Annotated in this window: 19 protein-coding genes; 11 read left to right on the top strand and 8 right to left on the bottom strand. The window is 69.0% G+C overall.

The window, feature by feature from the left end:
• The 6 genes from AB4120_RS21520 (at position 1) to AB4120_RS21545 (ending at position 5,102) form a co-directional block, all read left to right on the top strand.
• Complete coding sequence (locus tag AB4120_RS21520; RefSeq protein WP_441642817.1) at positions 1–810, top strand: DUF3106 domain-containing protein; 810 nt, start codon at positions 1–3, stop codon at positions 808–810.
• Between the two features lie 69 nt (positions 811–879).
• On the top strand, positions 880–1,458 hold the full coding sequence (locus AB4120_RS21525; RefSeq protein ID WP_149136425.1) for an RDD family protein: 579 nt from the start codon (positions 880–882) through the stop codon (positions 1,456–1,458).
• A complete protein-coding gene (locus AB4120_RS21530) occupies positions 1,455–2,480 on the top strand; it encodes an esterase/lipase family protein (RefSeq protein ID WP_149136426.1) in 1,026 nt (341 codons plus the stop codon). Before AB4120_RS21525 ends, AB4120_RS21530 begins: the two co-directional genes overlap by 4 nt.
• Before the next feature lie 72 nt (positions 2,481–2,552).
• Positions 2,553–3,548, top strand: a complete 996-nt coding sequence (locus tag AB4120_RS21535; protein WP_149136427.1) for a UDP-2,3-diacylglucosamine diphosphatase — start codon at positions 2,553–2,555, stop codon at positions 3,546–3,548.
• Positions 3,549–3,601: 53 nt separating this feature from the next.
• Positions 3,602–4,690: a glycosyltransferase family 4 protein gene (locus AB4120_RS21540; protein ID WP_149136428.1), complete on the top strand. Its 1,089-nt coding sequence runs from the start codon at positions 3,602–3,604 to the stop codon at positions 4,688–4,690.
• Entirely contained in the window at positions 4,647–5,102 is a 456-nt protein-coding gene (locus tag AB4120_RS21545) for a diacylglycerol kinase (protein WP_149136429.1), read from the top strand. The genes AB4120_RS21540 and AB4120_RS21545 overlap by 44 nt, the downstream gene beginning before the upstream one ends.
• Positions 5,103–5,132: 30 nt before the next feature.
• Here AB4120_RS21545 and AB4120_RS21550 read toward each other — a convergent pair whose 3' ends face one another.
• The 7 genes from AB4120_RS21550 to AB4120_RS21580 form a co-directional block, all read right to left on the bottom strand.
• Positions 5,133–5,717, bottom strand: coding sequence for a TIGR00730 family Rossman fold protein (locus AB4120_RS21550; protein WP_149136430.1), 585 nt, complete (start codon positions 5,715–5,717; stop codon positions 5,133–5,135).
• Positions 5,714–6,427, bottom strand: a complete 714-nt coding sequence (locus AB4120_RS21555) for a TetR/AcrR family transcriptional regulator (RefSeq protein ID WP_144201605.1) — start codon at positions 6,425–6,427, stop codon at positions 5,714–5,716. The genes AB4120_RS21550 and AB4120_RS21555 overlap by 4 nt, the downstream gene beginning before the upstream one ends.
• A 104-nt stretch (positions 6,428–6,531) precedes the next feature.
• On the bottom strand, positions 6,532–7,143 hold the full coding sequence (locus AB4120_RS21560; protein WP_149136431.1) for a DUF924 family protein: 612 nt from the start codon (positions 7,141–7,143) through the stop codon (positions 6,532–6,534).
• Entirely contained in the window at positions 7,130–7,552 is a 423-nt protein-coding gene (locus tag AB4120_RS21565; protein ID WP_144201609.1) for a group II truncated hemoglobin, read from the bottom strand. Before AB4120_RS21565 ends, AB4120_RS21560 begins: the two co-directional genes overlap by 14 nt.
• Positions 7,553–7,582: 30 nt before the next feature.
• Positions 7,583–10,159 carry an ABC transporter permease gene (locus tag AB4120_RS21570; RefSeq protein WP_149136432.1) on the bottom strand — a complete coding sequence of 859 codons (2,577 nt, stop codon included), beginning with the start codon at positions 10,157–10,159 and terminating at the stop codon, positions 7,583–7,585.
• A 33-nt stretch (positions 10,160–10,192) separates the two neighbouring features.
• The gene (locus tag AB4120_RS21575) at positions 10,193–10,774 is read right to left on the bottom strand and encodes a DUF4126 domain-containing protein (protein WP_149136433.1); all 582 of its coding nucleotides are present in this window, start codon (positions 10,772–10,774) and stop codon (positions 10,193–10,195) included.
• A 94-nt stretch (positions 10,775–10,868) separates the two neighbouring features.
• Entirely contained in the window at positions 10,869–11,966 is a 1,098-nt protein-coding gene (locus tag AB4120_RS21580) for a substrate-binding domain-containing protein (RefSeq protein ID WP_149136434.1), read from the bottom strand.
• Between the two features lie 178 nt (positions 11,967–12,144).
• Here AB4120_RS21580 and AB4120_RS21585 point away from each other — a divergent pair, with 178 nt between their 5' ends.
• Positions 12,145–12,954 (top strand): extracellular solute-binding protein, encoded by an 810-nt coding sequence (locus AB4120_RS21585; protein ID WP_187645181.1) that lies wholly within the window; start codon positions 12,145–12,147, stop codon positions 12,952–12,954.
• 15 nt (positions 12,955–12,969) lie between these two features.
• Here AB4120_RS21585 and AB4120_RS21590 read toward each other — a convergent pair whose 3' ends face one another.
• The gene (locus AB4120_RS21590) at positions 12,970–13,917 is read right to left on the bottom strand and encodes a LysR substrate-binding domain-containing protein (RefSeq protein ID WP_149136436.1); all 948 of its coding nucleotides are present in this window, start codon (positions 13,915–13,917) and stop codon (positions 12,970–12,972) included.
• 276 nt (positions 13,918–14,193) lie between these two features.
• Here AB4120_RS21590 and xdhA point away from each other — a divergent pair, with 276 nt between their 5' ends.
• Genes xdhA through AB4120_RS21610 form a run of 4 tightly spaced genes read left to right on the top strand, consistent with a single transcriptional unit; the run spans position 14,194 to position 20,190 of the window.
• A complete protein-coding gene (xdhA, locus tag AB4120_RS21595; RefSeq protein ID WP_441642818.1) occupies positions 14,194–15,699 on the top strand; it encodes a xanthine dehydrogenase small subunit in 1,506 nt (501 codons plus the stop codon).
• Positions 15,700–15,713: 14 nt separating this feature from the next.
• Positions 15,714–18,059: a xanthine dehydrogenase molybdopterin binding subunit gene (gene xdhB / locus AB4120_RS21600; RefSeq protein ID WP_149136437.1), complete on the top strand. Its 2,346-nt coding sequence runs from the start codon at positions 15,714–15,716 to the stop codon at positions 18,057–18,059.
• Positions 18,060–18,069: 10 nt separating this feature from the next.
• Positions 18,070–19,086 carry a xanthine dehydrogenase accessory protein XdhC gene (gene xdhC, locus AB4120_RS21605; RefSeq protein WP_149136438.1) on the top strand — a complete coding sequence of 339 codons (1,017 nt, stop codon included), beginning with the start codon at positions 18,070–18,072 and terminating at the stop codon, positions 19,084–19,086.
• Between the two features lie 48 nt (positions 19,087–19,134).
• Positions 19,135–20,190 (top strand): adenosine deaminase, encoded by a 1,056-nt coding sequence (locus AB4120_RS21610; protein WP_441642819.1) that lies wholly within the window; start codon positions 19,135–19,137, stop codon positions 20,188–20,190.
• The last annotated feature ends 11 nt before the right edge of the window (positions 20,191–20,201 follow it).

The following is a 20,201-nucleotide window of genomic DNA, read 5'->3' on the forward strand; positions in this document are numbered from 1 at the left end:
ATGGCGCGCGCTCACTTCCGCTCCGCCGTCACCCCGCGCCGGCTGGCCCGATTCACCGCGCTGTGCGCCAGCCTTGGCGCCGTGGCCGTGCTGGCCACGGGCGAGCTGACGCAGGCGGCCGAAGCCCACGAGGTCCGCGCGGGCGCCTCGGCGCCGCCCGTGTTCCATGTCCATCCGACGTGGGTCGAACTGACCCCGGCGCACCAGCAGATCCTCGCCCCGCTGCGCCCGCTCTGGGACACCATTCCCGAGCTGAACCGCCGCAAGTGGYAGCGCATTGCCGACCGCTACCCGTCGCTGAAGCCCGAGGAACAGGCCCGGCTGCAGGAACGGATGGCCGAATGGGTCAAGATGACGCCCCAGCAGCGCCGCGTGGCGCGCGAGAACTACCAGATCACCCGCACGGTGCCGGCCGAGAAGAAGGCCGATGCGTGGGACCGTTACCAACAGCTTCCCGAGGCGCAGAAAAAGGAACTGGCGGCAGCCGAGAAGGTGCCGCGTCGCCCCGGCGCGGTGAGCGGACTACCGTCCGGCAAGCGCCTGCCGACCGATACTGGCCACCAGATCCGCGCCAACAAGCCCGCCAGCGCGGCCGCCGCGCTGCCGCCGGCGCTGACCGCATCGACACCGGCGGTACCCGCCTCGGCCCCTGTCGCCGCCGCGCCCGCGCCGGCCGCCCCCGCCACGTCGCCAGAAGTGCCGGCTTCCGCACCCGCAGCACAACCCGCCCCCGAGTCGCTCTCACCGCCCGTCACGGGCGAGGCGGCCACCGACATCCCGATCAACCCGCCCGACACCCCCCGCCAGTAACACCCGCCCCGGCCGCGCGGCGCGCCGCCCCGGATTTGGCATAATTGCCGCTCACCCGGAACCCGCGCCATGCCCGCCGCCAGCCCTGCCACCCCTGCTCCTCCCGCCCCTCCCGCCCCTCCCGCTTCCATGGCGTCGCGCGCCCCGCGCACGCCCACGCTGCGCCGCCGCCTGACCTGCATGCTCTATGAGGGCGTGTTGCTGTTCGGCGTGCTGATGGCCGCCAGCGCGGTCTATCTGCTGGCGCGTCCGGGCCTGCAACGCCTCGGCCTTGACCAGCCCTATGTCGATCAGGCCTGGATGTTCGTCGTGCTGGCGTGCTACTTCACGTGGTTCTGGCAGCGCAACGGCCAGACGCTGGCGATGCAGACGTGGCGCATCCGCCTCGAAACAGCGGCCGGCGAGCCGCCGCACTGGACCCGCGCACTGCTCCGCTATGTGCTCGCCTGGCTGTGGCTGCCGCCCGCTGCGGCGGTCGGCCATGCGCTCGGGCTCACGCGCGGGCCGTTCGTCGGCGTGCTGGTGGCCGGCCTGCTGGTGTGGATTGCGCTGGCGTGGCTCGACCCGCGCCGCCAGTTCCTGCACGACCGGCTGGCCGGCACGCGCCTGATTGACCTGCGCGACCCGCGCCCCGCCTCGAAGTCATGAGCCTGACGGCGGCCGCGCTGCGCCGCGTGGCCGTGGCCGCGCAGACGCTGGCGGCCGGCGGCATCGCGGCCGGCTTGGCCGAAGGGGCCGGCTGGCCGTGGCCGCTCGCCATTGGCGCAGCGCTGCTGGCCGTGCCGGTGGGCTTCGGCATCGGCGTGGGGATTGCCTTTGTCGCCACGCTGGGCGGCGCCGGCATCCCGCCGGACGCGCGCCTGCCCCATCCGCCCGATGCCCCCCCGCGCCAGCCGCTCGGCCTCTCAGGCGCGCTCGCCTGCTATCTCTCCGAATGCCGTGCGGTCTTCCGCATGTTCAACTGGCTCCAGCCGTTCCGCTCGCGCATTACCTTCGCCCCGCCCGCCACTGACGATGGGCCCACAGTGCTGCTGGTGCACGGCTACGGCTGCAACCATGCGATCTGGCTCGATATGGCGCCCGCACTGGCCGCCGCCGGCTATCGCTGCGAAGGGATCGACCTCGAACCCGTGCTGGGCGATATCGACGACTACGCCCCGACCCTGCTCGCCCGCATGCGCGAGATCACTGCGCGCACCGGCCAGCCGCCGCTGGTGATTTGCCACAGCATGGGCGGGCTCGCCGCACGGGCCGCGCAGGTGCTGGCGTCGCGGGAGGCTGAGGTTGGCGCCGATCCGGCACCGCCCTGCGCGGGCATCGTCACGCTCGGCTCGCCCCATCATGGCTGTGCCCTCGCCCGCTTCGGCAGCGGCCGCAATGCGCGCCAGATGCGATGGCACAGCCCGTGGCTGCAGGCGCTGGCGCTGGCCGAGACGCCGGCCCTGCGCGCGTGCATCGTCTCGGTGTTCAGCTGGCACGACTCCATCGCCGGGCCGCCCGGCACCTCGTGGCTCGACGGTGCGCGCAACGTGCCGCTGGCCGGCATCGGCCATGTGTCGCTGCTGCGCCACCCGCGCGCCGTGGACGCCACCCTGGCCGCGCTCGCCTCGCTGCGCACCCCGGCGCCGGTGCCGCAACAAGCCCCGCAGCACACCTCGATCTTCATGTGACATTCATGTTTCCGTCACGGCACCGTCACGCGGCAAGGGCTCAATGCACCCATCGCCGATACCGGGGCCGCCATGGTTCAAGCTCTCCAGTTTGCTCGGGGGCGTCTGTCGAGGGCCGCGCAACGCCTGCGCGGCAAGCCTGACACCACGCTCTCGCTGTCCGCCGCACTGGCGGCCTTCATGCCGCCGCCGACGGAACTGTCGCCGCCCGCTCCCGCCGCCCCGGCCTTCCACGCCGAATCAGGCAACCGCCCCGCCTCCGCCACGGAACCTCCCACGCACCGCTACCGCGCCATCTGGCTGTCCGATATCCACCTCGGCACGCCGGGCTGCCAGGCCACCTATCTGCTCGACTTCCTCAAGCACAACGAATCCGACGTGCTCTACCTGGTGGGAGACATCATCGACGGCTGGCAACTGCGCCGGGGCTGGTACTGGCCGCAGAGCCACAACGACGTGGTGCAGAAGCTGCTGCGCAAGGCGCGCAAGGGTACGGAAGTGATCTACGTGCCCGGCAACCACGACGAAGTGGCGCGCCAGTTCGATGGCATGGCCTTTGGCGACATCACCGTGCGCGAGGACGCCATCCACGTGACCGCCACCGGGCGCCGGCTCTGGGTGGTGCACGGCGACCTGTTCGACGGCGTGGTGCAGCACGCGCGCTGGCTGGCCTACCTCGGCGACTCGCTCTACACGATGATCCTGGCGCTGAATCGCCATTTCAACCGCATCCGCACCCGGCTCGGCTTCGAGTACTGGTCGATCTCGCAATTCCTGAAGCACCAGGTCAAGAACGCGGTCAGCTACATCAACTCGTTCGAGCACGCGATGGTGGACGAGGCGCGCCGGCGCGGCTGCGACGGCGTGGTCTGCGGCCACATCCACAAGGCCGAGATCCGCGAGGTGGACGGCCAGCTCTACTGCAATGACGGCGACTGGGTGGAAAGCCTCTCGGCGCTGGTCGAGACCGTGGAAGGCGAACTCAAGATCGTCTACTGGACCACGCTGCTCGATCCGCCCGAGCCAGTCGGACGCCGCCGCCGCCGCGCCACCGAGATGGCGCTTTGACACGCCCCGCCCCCACGACACCTCACCCGGCCACACTGCCGCAAGGAGATTCGATGCGAGTCATGATTGTCACGGATGCCTGGGAACCCCAGGTCAACGGCGTGGTGCGCACGCTCAAGTCCACGCGCCGCGAACTGGAGGCGATGGGCCACACGGTGGACCTGCTGACGCCGCTGGAATTCCGCACCGTGCCATGCCCGACGTACCCGGAGATCCGCCTGTCGCTGCTGCCCACGGCCAAGGTACGCGCCCGGATCGACGCCTTCCGCCCGGAGGCGCTGCACATCGCCACCGAAGGCCCGCTCGGCCTGGCCGCGCGCCGTTACGCCATGCGCCACGGCCTGCCGTTCACCACGGCCTATCACACGCGCTTCCCCGAGTACGTGCAGGCCCGCTTCGGCATCCCGCTGGCGTGGACCTACCGCTTCCTGCGCTGGTTCCACGGCCCGGCGCGCGCGGTGATGGCGCCCACGCCGGTGGTGCTGCACGACCTGCATCAATACGGCATCACCCACGGCGTGCTGTGGACGCGCGGCGTGGACCTCGACGTCTTCACCCCCGAGCGCGCCAACGTACTCAACACCGCCCACCCGATCTTCCTCTACGTGGGCCGCGTGGCCGTGGAGAAGAACGTGGAGGCCTTCCTCCAGCTCGACCTGCCCGGCTCGAAGTGGGTGGTGGGCGATGGCCCGGCGCTGGCCGGGTTGAAGGCGCGCTATCCGTCCGCCAGCTATCTCGGCGTGCTCAAGCAACCGGATCTGGCCAAGGTGTATGCTTCTGCCGATGTCTTCGTGTTCCCGAGCCGCACCGATACTTTCGGGCTGGTGCTGCTGGAAGCGCTGGCGAGCGGCCTGCCCGTGGCGGCGTACCCGGTTACCGGGCCGATCGATGTGCTGGGCGACAGTCCGGCCGGCGTGATGCACGAGGATTTGCGCGAAGCCTGCCTCGAGGCGCTGCGCATCGACCGCGTCACCGCTCGCGCCCACGCCGAGAAGTTCTCGTGGCGCGCGGCGTCCGAGCAGTTCCTCGCTCACCTGCGGCCGTTGCCAGCGTCGGCAGCCCCCCAAGACTCCACGGCTCCCACCGCTGCGCACGATCATGCCAAAACCGCATCCCCCGCTGCCGTCCGCTCCGGAGACTGAGTACTCGGTCGAGAACAATCCCCACAAAGGCAATCGCGGTATCCGCCGCGCCTGGCACGCGGCGATCAACTCGCTGTCCGGCCTGCGCTACGCAGTGCTCGAGGAGAGCGCGTTCCGGCAGGAACTGACGCTGGTGGTGATCTTCACGCCCTGCGCGTTCCTGCTGCCGATCTCGGCGGTCGAGCGGATCTTGCTGCTGGGGACGCTGCTGCTGGTGCTGATCGTGGAATTGCTGAATTCCAGCGTGGAGGCCGCCGTGGACCGCATCTCGCTCGAGCGGCACGGCCTGTCCAAGCGCGCCAAGGACTTTGGCAGCGCGGCGGTCATGCTGGCGCTCGTGCTGTGCGGCGGCACCTGGATCGCCATCGGCGGGCCGCACGTGGTGCGGTGGATCGGCGGCTGGCTGGGCTAGGCTGGGCCCGCCGGGGCTAGCCCTGGTGGGTCAGGTCTCGTCGCGCTTCTCGATCCACTTGTCCACGCGCACCCGCGGGGCGGCGGCCAGCTTGCCGAGCAGCGCGTCGGGCGTGTCGGACACGTGCAGCATGTCGGCGTGCACCTGCTTCAGGAACCCCTCGCCCACGGCGTGGTTCAGGAAGGCCAGCATGCCGTCGTAGAAGCCGGCCACGTTCAGCAGGCCCACTGGCTTGTCGTGATAGCCGAGCTGGGCCCAGGTGAACGTTTCAAACAGCTCTTCGAAGGTGCCAACGCCGCCCGGCATGGCGATGAAAGCGTCCGAGCGGTCGGCCATCATCTGCTTGCGCTCGTGCATGTTGCGCACCACGTGCAGCTCGGTCAGGCCGCGATGACCGACTTCCTTCTGCATCAGCGCATCGGGAATCACGCCGATGGCGGTGCCGCCATGCGCCAGCACGCTGTCCGCCACGATGCCCATCAGCCCGACCTTGCCACCGCCGTAGACCAGCGCAAGGCCCTGTTGGGCCATGGTGGCGCCCAGCACGCGCGCCGCCTCGGCATATTCCGGGCGGAAGCCGGGGCTGGACCCGCAATACACGCAAACCGATTTCACTGTCTTTCCTTCTTCGCAGCAGCGGCGGCCTCGGCCTCCGCCTTGGAGACGGCGTACTCGCGCGCCAGTTGATCGAATGCTTCACGCGCCTTGCCGCGCAGGTACGGGGCCAGGATCGAGAAGATGTGATAGCTCGAACCGTGCAGGTAGCCCCGGATCTGCTCGGGATCGTTGTACTGGCGCGGATGCTGCACGAACTGGAACGACAGCCAGTACGTGGCAATCACAACAATATTGGTACAAACCGCATCCACCTGCTCCGGCGTGGCTTCCATGTCGCCGTCTTCCTGAAACTGGCGGCAGATCTCCAGCGCGAAGCGCTTCTTCTGCTCCACGATGCGCTTGAAGTTGGTCTCCAGCATCCGGTTGCGCGCCAGCAGGTCGTTGATGTCGCGGTACAGGAAGCGGTAGTTCCACAGGAACTCGGACATGTACTGGAGGTAGCCCCAGCTCTCGCCCAGCGTGGCCTTGTGGTCCTCCGGCATCTTCAGGCGGCGCTCCATCTCCTGCTCGAAGCGCACGAAGATGGAGTTGATGATGTCGTCCTTGTTGCGGAAGTGGTAATAGAGATTGCCGGGGCTGATCTCCATGGCTTCCGCAATCGTCGTGGTGGTGACGTTGGGCTCGCCCAGCTCATTGAACAGGCGCAGCGAGACGTCGAGGATGCGGTCTCGGGTTCGGCGCGGGCCGGCTTGCGGTTTGGCTTCCATGGGGTCGGGCGGGCTCTCGAATCGGCAGGATTGGGATTATAAGCAATCGGGTCGGGCGGACGGCCCGCCAAGCGGCGAAAACGCCACTGGCGGGGCGACGCCCCTCAAAACGCGGAACCGGGCTGCTTCAGGAACGCCAGTTCGTCGTCCGTGCTGGCGCGGCCCAGCACGGCGTTGCGATGCGGAAACCGGCCGAAGCGCGCGATGATTTCCTGATGCTTGACGGCCCACTCCACGCTATCGACTTCGCCGCCGGTGTCCTCGCGCAGCGTGATGTACTCGCGCACGGCGATGTCCTGCGCCTCGGGCGACTCGGCGTGCTCGAACGGCAGGTAACAGAACATGCGATGCCACGGCGTGGGCAGTTCGCGGTCCCAGCCCTGCGCGAGCATCCGGCGGGCCAGCGCCTGCGCCTGCGCATCCGTGGCGAAGGTGCGCGGATCGCCCCGGAACATGTTGCGCGGGAACTGGTCGAGCAGTATCAGGCGGGCGCAGGTACCTTCGGGCGTGGCGGACCAGTCGTCCGCCGCACCGTCATGTACCCCCTCGTACGCGGCCTGCCAGGTGGGCAGGAAGGTGTCGCGGATGGTGGCGTCGAAGGCGTCGCGCTTGGTGAACCACTCCTTCCGCGCGGTATTCCAGATGGCCGAGCCGGGCGTGCCGAACCAGAAGTCCAGCACGTCCTGCGCACCCTTCACATGCTTAACGCTGCACATTACGCATCCAGTCGGCGGTCTGGAAGAACGCCTGCATCAGCCGCAGTTGCAGGTCTTCGGGCAAGCCGATGTCCTGCATCGCCAGCGCCATGGCGCGCATCCACTGGTCGCGTTCCAGCGTGCCGATCTCGAACGGCATATGGCGTGCGCGCAGGCGCGGGTGACCAAAGCGCTCGATGAAATGGTTCGGGCCGCCCAGCCAGCCGCACAGGAACCAGAACAGCTTGTCGCGGGAACCATCGAGCGAAGGCGGATGGATCGAGCGGAGCTGCTTGAACTCGGGCTCCAGGTCCATCAGGTCGTAGAAGCGGTCCACCAGCTCGCGCACGCGGGCCTCGCCGCCGACCAGTTCGTAGGCGGTGACCTCCTGGGTTGCGGCGTCGGTCGGTTCGGAAGGTTCGGTAATCATGTCAAATCGAGAAGAATCGCTGCACGGCGGTCACTGCACGTCGCGCAGCGTGGCCAGCGCCGGCTGCCGCAACACCTCGCGCAGGCCCAGCCAGCCGCCGGCAAAAGCGCACAGCATGCCAGAAACCACCCCCACCGGCACGATCCACACGTTGAACCGGTACGGGAAATCGAATACGAACTGGGACAGCGCCCAGCCCACCGCGATGGCGCCGAGGCTGGCCAGCAGCCCCGCCAGCCCGCCCACGACAAGGAATTCGGCGTACTGCGTCTGGCGCACCGTGGCGGCGCTGGCGCCAAGGGCCTTGAGCAGACCGGCGTCGCGCTTGCGCTCGTCGCGCGCGCCGGAAAGCGCCGCATACAGCACCGTCACGCCGGCCAGCAACGTGAAGACGAACAGGAACTCCACGGCGGCGATCACCTGATCGAGCACCGCCTGGATCTGGCGCAGGATCAAATCCGTGTTGACCACGGTGATGTTCGGGAAGCTGGCCGTGAGCCGGTTGCCAAGCGCCGACTTGGCCGGCGGCAGGTGGAAGGCGGTGATGTAGGTCTCGGGCAGGCCCTGCATCTTGTCCGTCGGCAGGATCACGAAGAAGTTCACGCGCATCGAGCCCCAGTCCAGCTTGCGCAGCGAGGTGACGGGCGCCTCCACGGTCTGGCCGGCCACGTCGAAGCGCAGCGTGTCGCCCAGCTTGATATGGAGCGTCTTGGCGATGCCCTCCTCCACGGACGCCCCGCCGGCATCGCCGGTCCAGCGCCCGGCAATCACCTCGTTGCCCTCGGGCAGCCTGTCTGTATACGAGAGGTTGAATTCCCGCTCGACCAGATTGCGCGCCCGGCCGTCCGGGTAGGTGCTGGCCTGGATCGGGCGATCGTCGATATGCGTCAGGCGGCCGCGCACCATCGGGTAGAGCAGGTCGCGGATGCCGTTGGTGGCCAGCATCGCGCGCAGCGGCTCGCGCTGGTCGGGCTGAATATTGATGATGAAGCGATTGGGGGCGTCGGCCGGCGTGGCGTTGCGCCAGGAATCGACCAGATCGTTGCGCGTCATGCCGAGCAGCAGCAGCGCCATCAGCCCCACGGCCAGCGCCACGGTCTGGAGCACGGTCACGCCGCGCCGGCGCTCGAGCACGGCCAGCGCGAAGCGCCAGCCCACGCTGCCGCGCGCCCGGCCGCGCATGCCGCGCGAAAGCGCCAGCAGCAGCCCCAGCGCCAGCACCGCGAACGCCACCCCTGCGCCGACAAACCCGCCCGCCGTGGTCAGGCCGAGCTTCAGGTCGCGCGCGGCCACCATCAGCAGTGCCACGAAGGCGCCCAGGCCCAGCGCATAGGCCACCCAGGCCGAGATCGGCGGCAGGCCGATGTCGCGCCGGAGCACGCGCAGCGGCGCCACGCGCGTCAGCGCCAGCAGCGGCGGCAGCGCGAAGCCCACCAGCAGTACCAGCCCCGCCGCCACCCCGGTCAGCGCCGGGATGGCCGACGGCTGCGGCAGCGACACGCGCAGCAATCCGCCCAGCGACAGCAGCAGCCCGTAGTGTGCAAGGTAGCCCAGCGCCACGCCGACGAGCGCGCCCCCGGCGCCCAGCAGGAGGAATTCGATGCCAAACGCGGCCAGCAACTGCGCGCGCGACAGGCCCAGGCATTTGTAAACCGCGCAGGCATCCGTATGGCGCTGCATGTATCGGCGCGCGGACATGGCGATGGCCACCGCCGCGATCATCGACGACAGCACCGCCACCAGCGACAGGAAGCGCTCGGCACGGTCCAGCGTGGCACGCATCTGCGGCTGGCCGGAGTCGAGCGATTCCACGCGCGTGTTGCGCAGGTGGCGGCGCTCGATCTCGTCGGTCGCCCAGCGCTGGTAGGCGGCGGCGCCGGCGTCCGGGCCGGCCACGAGCAGGCGGTAGGTCACCCGGCTGCCCCAGCCGATCAGCTTGGTGGCGTCGAGGTCGGACAGCGGCAGCATCACGCGCGGCGCGAAGTTCATGAAGCCCGCGCCACGGTCGAGTTCCTGCGTGATCACGCGCTCGATGCGGAAGGTCTTGCTGCCAAGCTGCACGCTGTCGCCCAGGCGCAGGCCGAGACCGTCCAGCAGCGCCTGATCCACCCAGACCGTGCCCGGCGCGGGGATGCCTTCGGCCTCCTGCTCCGCGCCGCCATCGGGCGACAGCACCTTGAGCCGGCCGCGCAGCGGATAGCCATCGGTCACCGCCTTCAGGGCGCCCAGCTGGCTCGGCGCCTCGCCGCTCTGCGGTGCGCCTGCCGGTACGCCACTGGTGCGGGCCGTGGCCATACTCGGGAACGTCACCGTCTGCGCCACGCGCAGGCCGTCGCGCCGGGCGCGGTCGGCAAACGCGGGATCGAACGGCTGGTCGGACACCAGCAGCACATCGGCGCCGATCATCTGGCGCGCATCGCGCTCGAGGCCAAGCCGCATGCGATCCGCGAGGAAGCCGACGCTGGTCAGCGCGGCCACGGCCAGCACCAGCGCGAACAGCAGCAGCGTCAGCTCGCCCGCCAGCCAGTCGCGCCGGGCCATGCGCAGCGCATGGTGCCAGGCGGAGAAACGGTGAGCGGCGGGCACGGCGGGGGAGTCGGTCGGCATCGGAAAATCGCTAGGAATGAGGCAGGGAGGGGGTCAGCGCGGGCCGCGCAGGCTGGCGTGCAGACGTCGCACGCCGCGCCAGAGCTTGGGAATCAGCCAGATCGCCAGGATCAGGAATACGCCCAGCAGGATCAGGAACACCACGGGCAGGAAAAACGCCAGCAGCAGGCCGCCCATGGTGCCAACGTCCTCGGTGAACGAGGCCGCCCAGTTCGAGAACGGCTCCGGCGAGACATTGATCAGCGCCCGCGTGCCGGCCTTGGTGGCATGCGCCGCGCCGGCCAGGGTGCCGCCCACGAGCCCGGCGGCCACCATCCACTGGGGATCGAGTTCGCCGAACGCCGCTGCGGCCAGGATCGCCCCGGCAGGAATGCGGATAAAGGTCTGGATGCCGTCCCAGGCGGTATCGAAGCCGGGCACCTTGTCGGCAACAAATTCGGCCAGGGCCAGCACGCCGGCCACGCCAATCACCCACCACGACGACAGCACCTGGAGCCCCGTGGGCAGGTCCAGCCAGCCCAGGCGCGCCAGCACCCCGGCCGCCAGCACGGCCAGGTAGAGACGCAGGCCGCTGGCCCAGGACATGCCTGCAGCCAGCGCGGCGGTTTCCAGCATGGGGCGGAACTCCTCGTGGGTAATTGTGGAGGAGTGTAATACGGGCCGGGGAAGGGAGCCGACGCGGGCTGGCGGATTGGGGTCATGGCCCCGCTCAGGCGCCTTCCTTGCCGTCCGGGCCGAACCAGGGCAGCGCCTCCTGCGGGGTGAGGATGCCGGCCGGCTCGGCGGCGGTGTAGCCGGGCAGCGCCTCGATCCGGCGCGCGAAGGCCGGATCGGCCAGCAGCGCCAGCAGCGCCCCCATCCACGGCGCGGTCGCATCGTTCTTGCGCAGGGCCAGGTAGTACGCCTCGCGCGTGAGCGGCACGAAGCCCAGCCCGTGCTGTTCGGCATTCATGCGCAGCCCGAAGCCCACCTGCGCACGGCCGGCCTGCACGGCCTCCGCCACCTTGTCGTTGCTGAACTCGGGGTCTTCGTAGCCGGTGATCTGGTCTGGATAGAGGCCCTGCGCGGCCAGCAGCTGGTCGAACAGCATGCGCGTGCCCGAACTGCGCTGGCGATTGATAAAGCGCGCGCCGGTGCGAACGAGGTCGCGCAGGTCACGGATCTCGCGCGCCACCCCGGGCGCCACGATCAGCCCCTGCTCGCGCCACGCCAGCCGCACCAGCCGCACCGAGGCGGGTCGCAGCCATTTGCGCAGCGTCACATGGGCGACCGAGCCGGCGGTCTGGATCGGCGAAACATAGAAGCCGGCCAATTCCGACTGCCGCTCCTGGAGGCAGATCAGCCCTTCCACGCTGCCGCAGAACACGGTATCGAGCTGGAGCGCGCTGGGCCCGTCCTTCAGTGCTGCGGAAAGCACTTCCATGGCCGGATCGTGGCTGCCCGAAAAATGCACCACGGTTTGCGGCTGCACGGCGTCGTCGAGTTCGAGCAGGAAATCGGCCATGGCCTTCTGCACAGCCGGGTCGATGGTCTCCCGCAGCCGGGCTTCGGCGCGCAGCAGCCGCTCCCCGAAGCGCGTCAGCGAGGCGCCTCGCCCACGCTCCATATCGAGCATGCTGCGGCCGAGCATCTCTTCCCAGCTACGCATCACGCCCCAGGCATGGCGGTACGACAGCCCGATCTCCTGCGCGGCGCGGTGCAGCGAGCCCGTCTCGCGCACGGCTTTCAGCAACTGGAACACCTTGCTGTTGGCGCGTGGATTGTCATCGGCAGCAATGACCGGGAACAGGTCAAACCTGAACGTCATATGAAATACCTTGCATATTTACAGGAGCAATGTGGCCGGATAACAATCGTGTGCCCTGTGTTTCACGATGCTTGTTCGGGCATTCTCCACGAAGCATCACCGCCGTGGCAATTGTGTTTTCGAAAACATAATAAAGGAACGATCGATGTCCCGCACTGGCTTCCCCCTTCCCCGCATCATGTCTCGTGCATTGGGCGCCGCCGGCGTGCTTGTGCTGATGTCGGCACTTTCTGCTGCACAGGCCGGCGAGATCAAGATGGCCACCACCACCAGCACGGAGAATTCCGGCCTGCTGAAATACCTGCTGCCGAAGTTCGAGCAGAAGTCCGGTGTCACGGTGAAGGTGATCGCCGTGGGCTCCGGCAAGGCCATGAAGATGGGCGAGATGGGCGATGTGGACGTGCTGCTGGTGCACGCCCGCAAGATGGAGGATGAATTCGTGGCCGCCGGCTACGGCGTGAACCGGCGCGACGTGATGTACAACGACTTCATCGTCGTCGGCCCGGCCAGCGACCCGGCCCACGTCAAGGGCGGCAAGGACGTCATCGCCGGATTCAAGAAGCTGGCTGCGAGCGGCAGCAAGTTCATCTCGCGCGGTGACAACTCTGGCACCGATGTGATGGAAAAGGACTACTGGAAGCGCGCCGGCATCGAGCCGAAGGGCCAGCCGTGGTACGTGAATGCCGGCCTGGGCATGGGCGAGGTGCTGACCATGGCGGCGCAGATGCCCGGCTACACCCTGAGCGACCGCGCCACCTATGGCGCCTATCGCGCCAAGACCGGGCTGGCGATCGCCATCGAGGGCGATCCGAAGATGTTCAACCCGTACGGCGTGATCGCCGTGAACCCGGCCAAGCACCCGGGCACGAACTACACGGACGCCATGAAGTTCGTGGAGTGGGTCACCTCGAAGGAAGGCCAGCAGACCATCGCCAGCTACAAGGTGGACGGCGAGCAGTTGTTCTTCCCAAGCTACGAGGGGAAGTAAGTCACCCCCACCCGCTCAGACTGCCGTGGCTTCCAGCCGCGGCAGCTGCGGCAGGTCGGCGGCCACCTCGGCGATCATGCGCCGCATCCACATCACATCGGGCGCTGCGTGGCAGCGCTCGTGCCACAGCTGGTAGAACCGCATGCGCGGGAACGGCACCGGCGACGCCACCATCCGGATCGGCAGGTACTGCGCGTAGTGCGCGGCGAACTGGCGCCCCGTGGTGAACACCATATCCGTCTTCATCAGCACGTACGGTACCAGGCCGAAGTACGGCAGCGTGACCTGGATGTTGCGCTTGTAGCCCTGCTCGGCCAGCGCCTGGTCGATCATGCTGCGCTGCATCGACGCGTACGGCGCCGGGGCCAGATGCGGCATCTCCAGATAGTGGCGCAGCGTCAGCCCGTTGCGGGCCAGCGGATGCTGGGCGCCGAGCATGCAGACCACCTCGTCATCGAACAGCGGCGAGATATGGAGGTGCTCGGGCGGCGACAGCCAGTTGCCGACCACGATGTCGAGGTGGCCCTGCTCCAGCGCGTCCAGGAAATCGCTCGACTGCGTCATCGGATGGACGAACAGCTTGGCCCCCGGCGCCAGCCGTCGCACCCGCTCGACGATATTCGGCAGGAAGAAGGCATCCAGATAGTCCGGCGCGCCCAGGTGGAAGGTGCGCGTAGTGGTGGCCGGGTCGAACTGCTGCGGCGGCCGGGCGATGCGGTCCATCGCCGCCAGGCTCTGCTCGGCCAGCGCCAGCAACTCGCGGCCCCGCTCGGTCGGCACCATGCCGCTCTTGCCGCGCACCAGAATGGCGTCGCCGGTGATCTCGCGCAGCCGCTTCAGCGTGTTGCTGATGGCCGGCTGCGACTGGCCCAGGCGCACGGCGGTGCGGGTCACGCTCTGCTCGGTGAGCAGGGTGTGCAGCACCCGCAGCAAATAGGTATCGAGATGGTCGCGTCCGTGCATGGCGAGAGCCGGCGCACCCGGGGGCGGGCGTGGCTGGCGTGGGGGATGGGAACGGCGCATAGTGTATGTCAGGCACCCCACGGGCGGTCAAATGCCGGCGCACTACGGGAAGACCCGGAGTGCGCCGGCAAGCCGCGCCCGCGCTGGGTTCCAGGCGGGGAAGACGGCGCCGGACCGCCCCAGCGGCCGCGCGTTGATGGGGCATATCACCTGGGCCGAATATTGCATGAAAGTGGCCGGTGCTATGTTTCCGCCATCCCCGAAAGAGAGAAGACCATGGAGACGCAAACCATCCGCTTTTTCCACCGCGGCCAGGTCCAGGAAGTGTCCGACGCCCCGGTGACCCGCACCGTGCTGCAGTACCTGCGCGAGGACGTGCGCTGCACCGGCACCAAGGAAGGCTGCGCTGAAGGCGACTGCGGCGCCTGTACCGTCGTGATCGGCGAGTTGCAGGACGGCGGCGACGTGGCCTTCAAGGCCGTCAATGCCTGCATCCAGTTCCTGCCCACGCTCGACGGCAAGGCCCTGATCACCGTGGAAGACCTGCGCCAGGCGGACGGTACGCTCCACCCGGTGCAGGAGGCCATGGTGGAGTGCCATGGCTCCCAGTGCGGCTTCTGCACGCCCGGCTTCGTGATGTCGCTGTGGGCGCTGTACCAGCAGCACACGCCCGGCGGCGAGCCGCCGGCGCGCCAGGCGATCTGCGACGCCCTGACCGGCAACCTGTGCCGCTGCACCGGCTACCGGCCGATCATCGACGCCGGCCAGCGCATGATGGCGCTGCCCGCGCCCACCGCCAGCAAGCTCGATCCGAAACAGATCGCCGACACCCTGCGCCACCTCAAGCGCGGCGAGACGTTCCACTACAGCGCGCGCGGCCAGCACTTCTACGCCCCGCGCACGGCTGCCGAATTCGGCGCGATCAAGGCCGCCGAGCCGGGCATCCGCATCCTGGCCGGCAGCACCGACGTGGGCCTCTGGGTGACCAAGCAGTTCCGCGAACTTGGCAACCTGCTCTATGTGGGGCAGGTGGAAGACCTGAACACCGTGGCCGAGCGCGACGGCTTCATCGAGATCGGCGCCGCCGTGACGCTGGAGCGCGCCTACGCCGCGCTGACCGCCGCCCACCCGGAACTCGACGAAATGTGGAAGCGCTTTGCCTCGCTGCCGATCCGCAACGCCGGCACGCTGGGCGGGAACATCGCCAACGGATCACCGATCGGCGACTCGATGCCGGCGCTGATCGCGCTCGGCACGGAGGTGGTGCTCCAGCGCGGCGGGATACGCCGCACGATGCCGCTCGAGGACATCTACCTGGCCTACCAGAAGACGGCGATGGGCGAGGGCGAGTTCGTGGCCGGGCTGCGCGTGCCGGTGAAGGGACGGGGGGGCCCGCAGCATTTCAGGACGTACAAGCTGTCGAAGCGATTCGACGAGGACATCTCGGCCGTCTGCGCCGCGTTTGGCATCACCGTGGAAGACAACATCGTCACGGCGGCGTGCATCGCCTTCGGCGGCATGGCCGCCACGCCCAGGCGCGCCGCGCTCACCGAAGCCGCCGTGGTCGGCCAGCCGTGGAACGAAGCCACTGCCCGCGCCGGCATGGCCGCGCTCGGCCAGGACTACCAGCCGCTGACCGATATGCGCGCCACCGCCGCCTACCGTACGCGCGGCGCCGCCAACCTGCTCTATCGCTTCTGGCTGGAAACGCGCGCCGACGCGCTGCCCGCTGCCGTGGTCAACGTCCGCGCCCTGGGCGCCGGCGAACCCGTGAGCGCCTGAGGAGAGCCCGCACCATGAACAAGCAGACCGAACCCTTCCTGCTCGACGCCAGCGTGGCCGCCGAAGCCTCGCCGCAAGTCGGCATCTCGCGCCCGCACGAATCCGCCCACCTGCACGTGGCCGGCACCGCCACCTATACCGACGACATCCCCGAGCTGGCCGGCACACTGCACGCCGCGCTGGGCATGAGCGCCCGCGCCCATGCCAGGCTGCGTGCCGTGTCGCTCGACAAGGTGCGCGCCGCGCCGGGCGTGGTGGCCGTGCTGACCGTGGACGACATCCCCGGCGTGAACGACTGCGGCCCGATCATCCACGACGACCCGATCCTGGCGCGCGACGTGGTGCAGTTCATCGGCCAGCCGATCTTCGTGGTGGTGGCGTCGTCGCATGACGCCGCACGCCGCGCCGCCCGCCTGGCCGAGATCGACTACGAAGACCTGCCGCCAGTGCTCTCGCCCGGGGCCGCCCACGCGGCCGGCAGCTATGTGCTGCCGCCGATGCACCTGACGCGTGGCGCGCCGCGCGCGCACATCGACGGCGCCGCCCATCGCGACGCCGGCAAGATCCAGCTTGGCGGCCAGGAGCAGTTCTACCTCGAAGGCCAGATCGCCTACGCCGCGCCGCGCGAGAACGACGGCATGCACGTCTGGTGCTCCACGCAGCACCCCACCGAGATGCAGCACGCCGTGGCGCACATGCTCAACTGGCACGCGCACCAGGTGCTGGTGGAATGCCGGCGCATGGGCGGCGGCTTTGGCGGCAAGGAGTCGCAGTCGGCGATGTTCGCCTGCTGCGCCGCGCTGGCCGCCTGGAAGCTGCTGTGCCCGGTGAAGCTGCGTCCGGACCGCGACGACGACATGATGATCACCGGCAAGCGCCATGATTTCGTGTTCGACTTCGAGGTCGGCCACGACGACGCGGGCCGCATCGAGGGCGTGCAGGTGGAGATGGTGTCGCGCGCCGGCTTCTCGGCGGACCTGTCCGGCCCGGTGATGACCCGCGCGATCTGCCACTTCGACAACGCCTACTGGCTGCCCAACGTGCAGATCGACGGCTACTGCGGCAAGACCAACACGCAGAGCAACACCGCCTTCCGGGGTTTCGGCGGCCCGCAGGGCGCGTTCGCGGTGGAGTACATCCTCGACAACATCGCCCGTAACGTCGGCAAGGACTCGCTGGAGGTGCGCCGCGCCAACTTCTACGGCAAGGGCGAGCGCAATGTCACGCCGTACGGCCAGACCGTGGAAGACAACGTCATCCACGAGCTGATCGACGAACTGGTGGCATCGAGCGAATACCAGGCCCGGCGCGCCGCCACGCGCGCGTTCAACGCGGCCAGCCCGGTGCTCAAGAAGGGCATCGCCATCACGCCGGTGAAGTTCGGCATCTCGTTCAACGTGGCCCACTTCAACCAGGCCGGCGCGCTGGTGCACGTGTACAACGACGGCTCGGTGCTGGTGAACCACGGCGGCACCGAGATGGGCCAGGGCCTGAACACCAAGGTGGCGATGGTGGTGGCGCACGAGCTGGGCATCCGCCTGGAGCGCGTGCGCGTGACGGCCACCGATACCAGCAAGGTGGCCAACACCTCGGCGACGGCCGCCTCCACCGGCGCCGACCTGAACGGCAAGGCCGCGCAGGACGCCGCGCGCCAGATCCGCGAGCGGCTGGCCGCCTTCGCCGCGCGCAAGGCGGGCGTGGAGGCCGACACCGTGCGCTTCGGCGACGACCTGGTCGTGGCCGGCGAGCTGCGCCTGTCCTTCGGCGACCTGGCGCGCGAAGCCTACGTGGCCCGCGTGCAGCTCTGGTCGGATGGCTTCTACACCACGCCCAAGCTGCACTGGGACCAGAAGGCGCTGCAGGGCCGGCCGTTCTATTACTACGCCTATGGCGCGGCGTGCTCGGAAGTGCTCGTCGATACGCTGACCGGTGAGTGGAAGCTGCTGCGCGCCGATGCATTGCACGACGCCGGAAAGTCCCTGAACCCGGCCATCGACATCGGCCAGGTGGAGGGCGCGTTCATCCAGGGCATGGGCTGGCTGACCACCGAGGAACTGTGGTGGAACCCGAACGGCAAGCTGATGACGCACGCGCCGTCCACCTACAAGATCCCGACCATCAACGACTGCCCGGAGGCCTTCAACGTGCGGCTGTTCCAGAACAGCAACGTGGAGGACAGCATCCACCGCTCGAAGGCCGTGGGCGAGCCGCCGCTGCTGCTGCCGTTCTCGGTGTTCTTTGCGATCCGGGATGCCATCGCGGCGGTGGGCGACTATCGCATCAACCCGCCGCTGCGCGCCCCGGCCACGAGCGAGGCCATCCTCGATGCCGTGGAAGCGGTGCAGGCGGCGCGCGCCTGAGGCGGTCATCATGCAGGACGCCCCACTCAAACCGTTCCGCTTCGCCGACGCCGCCCGCTGGGTGCGCGCCGGCGTGCCTGTGACGATGGTCACCATCGTCGAGGTCAAGGGCTCCGCGCCGCGCGAGCCCGGCATCCGCATGCTGGTCACGGCCGGCGATCTGGTCGGCACGATCGGCGGCGGCCACCTTGAATGGCGCGGGATGGACATCGCCCGGTCGATGATGGCCGGCGAGGGTGCCCATGGCGCCGGCGCTGCCGCCCGCCGCATCGAGCGGATTCCGCTTGGGCCCTCGCTGGGGCAATGCTGCGGCGGCGTGGTGCAGCTCGCCTTCGAGGTGCTGGGCGCCGAGGACCTGGGCTGGCTCGAGGCCGTGGACGCCGCCTTCGCCAGCGGGCGCGCGCTGGAGCGGTCCGTGCCGGCCTCCGGCGCTGGCCCGGTCACCGTGGCGCCGAGCCGCGCGCTGCTGCCATCCGTGGCGCTGCGCCCCGACGGCGCCTGGACCGACACGCTGGTACCGGACGACATGCACGTGGTGCTGTTCGGCGCCGGCCACGTCGGCCATGCGCTGGTCAAGGTGCTCGCCACGCTGCCCTGCCGCGTGCATTGGGTGGACGAGCGCGACACGCTGTTCCCGGGCGGCCTGCCCGAGAACATCGAGGCCGAGGCCTCCGATACCCCCGAGGCCGTGGTCGACCAGGCCCCGCCCGGCGCGTATTTCCTGGTCATGACCCACAGCCACGCGCTGGACCAGGCGCTCTGCGAGCGCATCTTCCGCCGCACGGACTACGCCTACTTCGGCCTGATCGGCTCGAAAACCAAGCGCGCGAAGTTCGAACACCGGATGGCGGAGCACGGGATCGACCCGGCCCGCTTCCCGGAAATGACATGTCCCATGGGAGTCTCCGGCATTACGGACAAGGCACCGGCTATGATTGCGGTAGCCATCGTCGCCCAGCTGCTTCAGGTGCGCGACCAGCGCGCTGCGGCGCTGGCCGCCAGCCAGGCGGAAGCGATGCATCCGTAACCCCGGCCGCCGCGATCCGGCAGCCGCCAAAGACAGAAAAGAGGCCCCATGACCATCGATGCCGCGCTCGCGGACAGCATCCGCCGCACCCCCAAGGCCGAACTGCACGTGCATATCGAAGGCACGCTCGAACCCGAGCTGATCTTCCGGCTGGCCCAGCGCAACCAGGTCAAGCTGGCCTACCCCGACGTGGAGGCGCTGCGCGCGGCCTACGCGTTCACCGACCTCCAGTCCTTCCTCGACATCTACTACGCCGGCGCCAGCGTGCTGCTGACTGAGGAAGACTTCTTCGACATGACGATGGACTACGTCAAGCGCGCCGCCGCCGACAACGTCCGCCATGCCGAGATCTTCTTCGATCCGCAGACCCATACCGAGCGCGGCGTGCCGATGGGCGTGATCATCGACGGCATTGCCGATGCGCTGGCCCAGGCCCGCACCGAGTACGACTTTTCCAGCAGCCTGATCCTCTGCTTCCTGCGCCACCTGTCCGAGGACGCCGCGCTGGAGTCGCTCGAGGCTGCCCTGCCCTACCGCGACCGCTTTGTCGGCGTGGGGCTGGATTCGTCCGAGAAAGGCCATCCGCCGGAAAAATTCGCGCGCGTATTTGCCCGCGCCAAGGCGCTCGGGCTGCACCGCGTGGCCCATGCCGGCGAGGAAGGGCCGCCGCAGTACGTGGTCAATGCGCTCGACATCCTCGATGTAGAGCGGATCGACCATGGCGTGCGCGCCGTCGAGGACGAGGCCCTGGTGCAGCGGCTGGCGCGCGAGCGCATCGCGCTGACGGTCTGCCCGCTGTCGAACCAGAAACTGATGGTCTACCCCGACCTGCGCGACCACCCGATGAAGCGCCTGCTCGATGCCGGCGTGGCCGTCACGCTGCATTCGGACGATCCGGCCTATTTCGGCGGCTACATGAACGCCAACTGGGAGGCCTCGTTCGCGGCGCTGCCGCTGGACGCGGCCGACGCCTACAAGCTGGCCCGCAACAGTTTCGAAGCGGCTTTCCTGCCCGCCAAGCAGAAGGCCGAGTACCTGGCCGAAGTGGACCATTTCTGGTCCGCCACGCCCGAGAATCCGCCCGCGACGGCTCCCACGACCTGACCGGGCGCATA

Origin of the sequence: Cupriavidus sp. 2KB_3 (assembly GCF_052115685.1) — a bacterium.
Classification (GTDB): domain Bacteria; phylum Pseudomonadota; class Gammaproteobacteria; order Burkholderiales; family Burkholderiaceae; genus Cupriavidus; species Cupriavidus campinensis.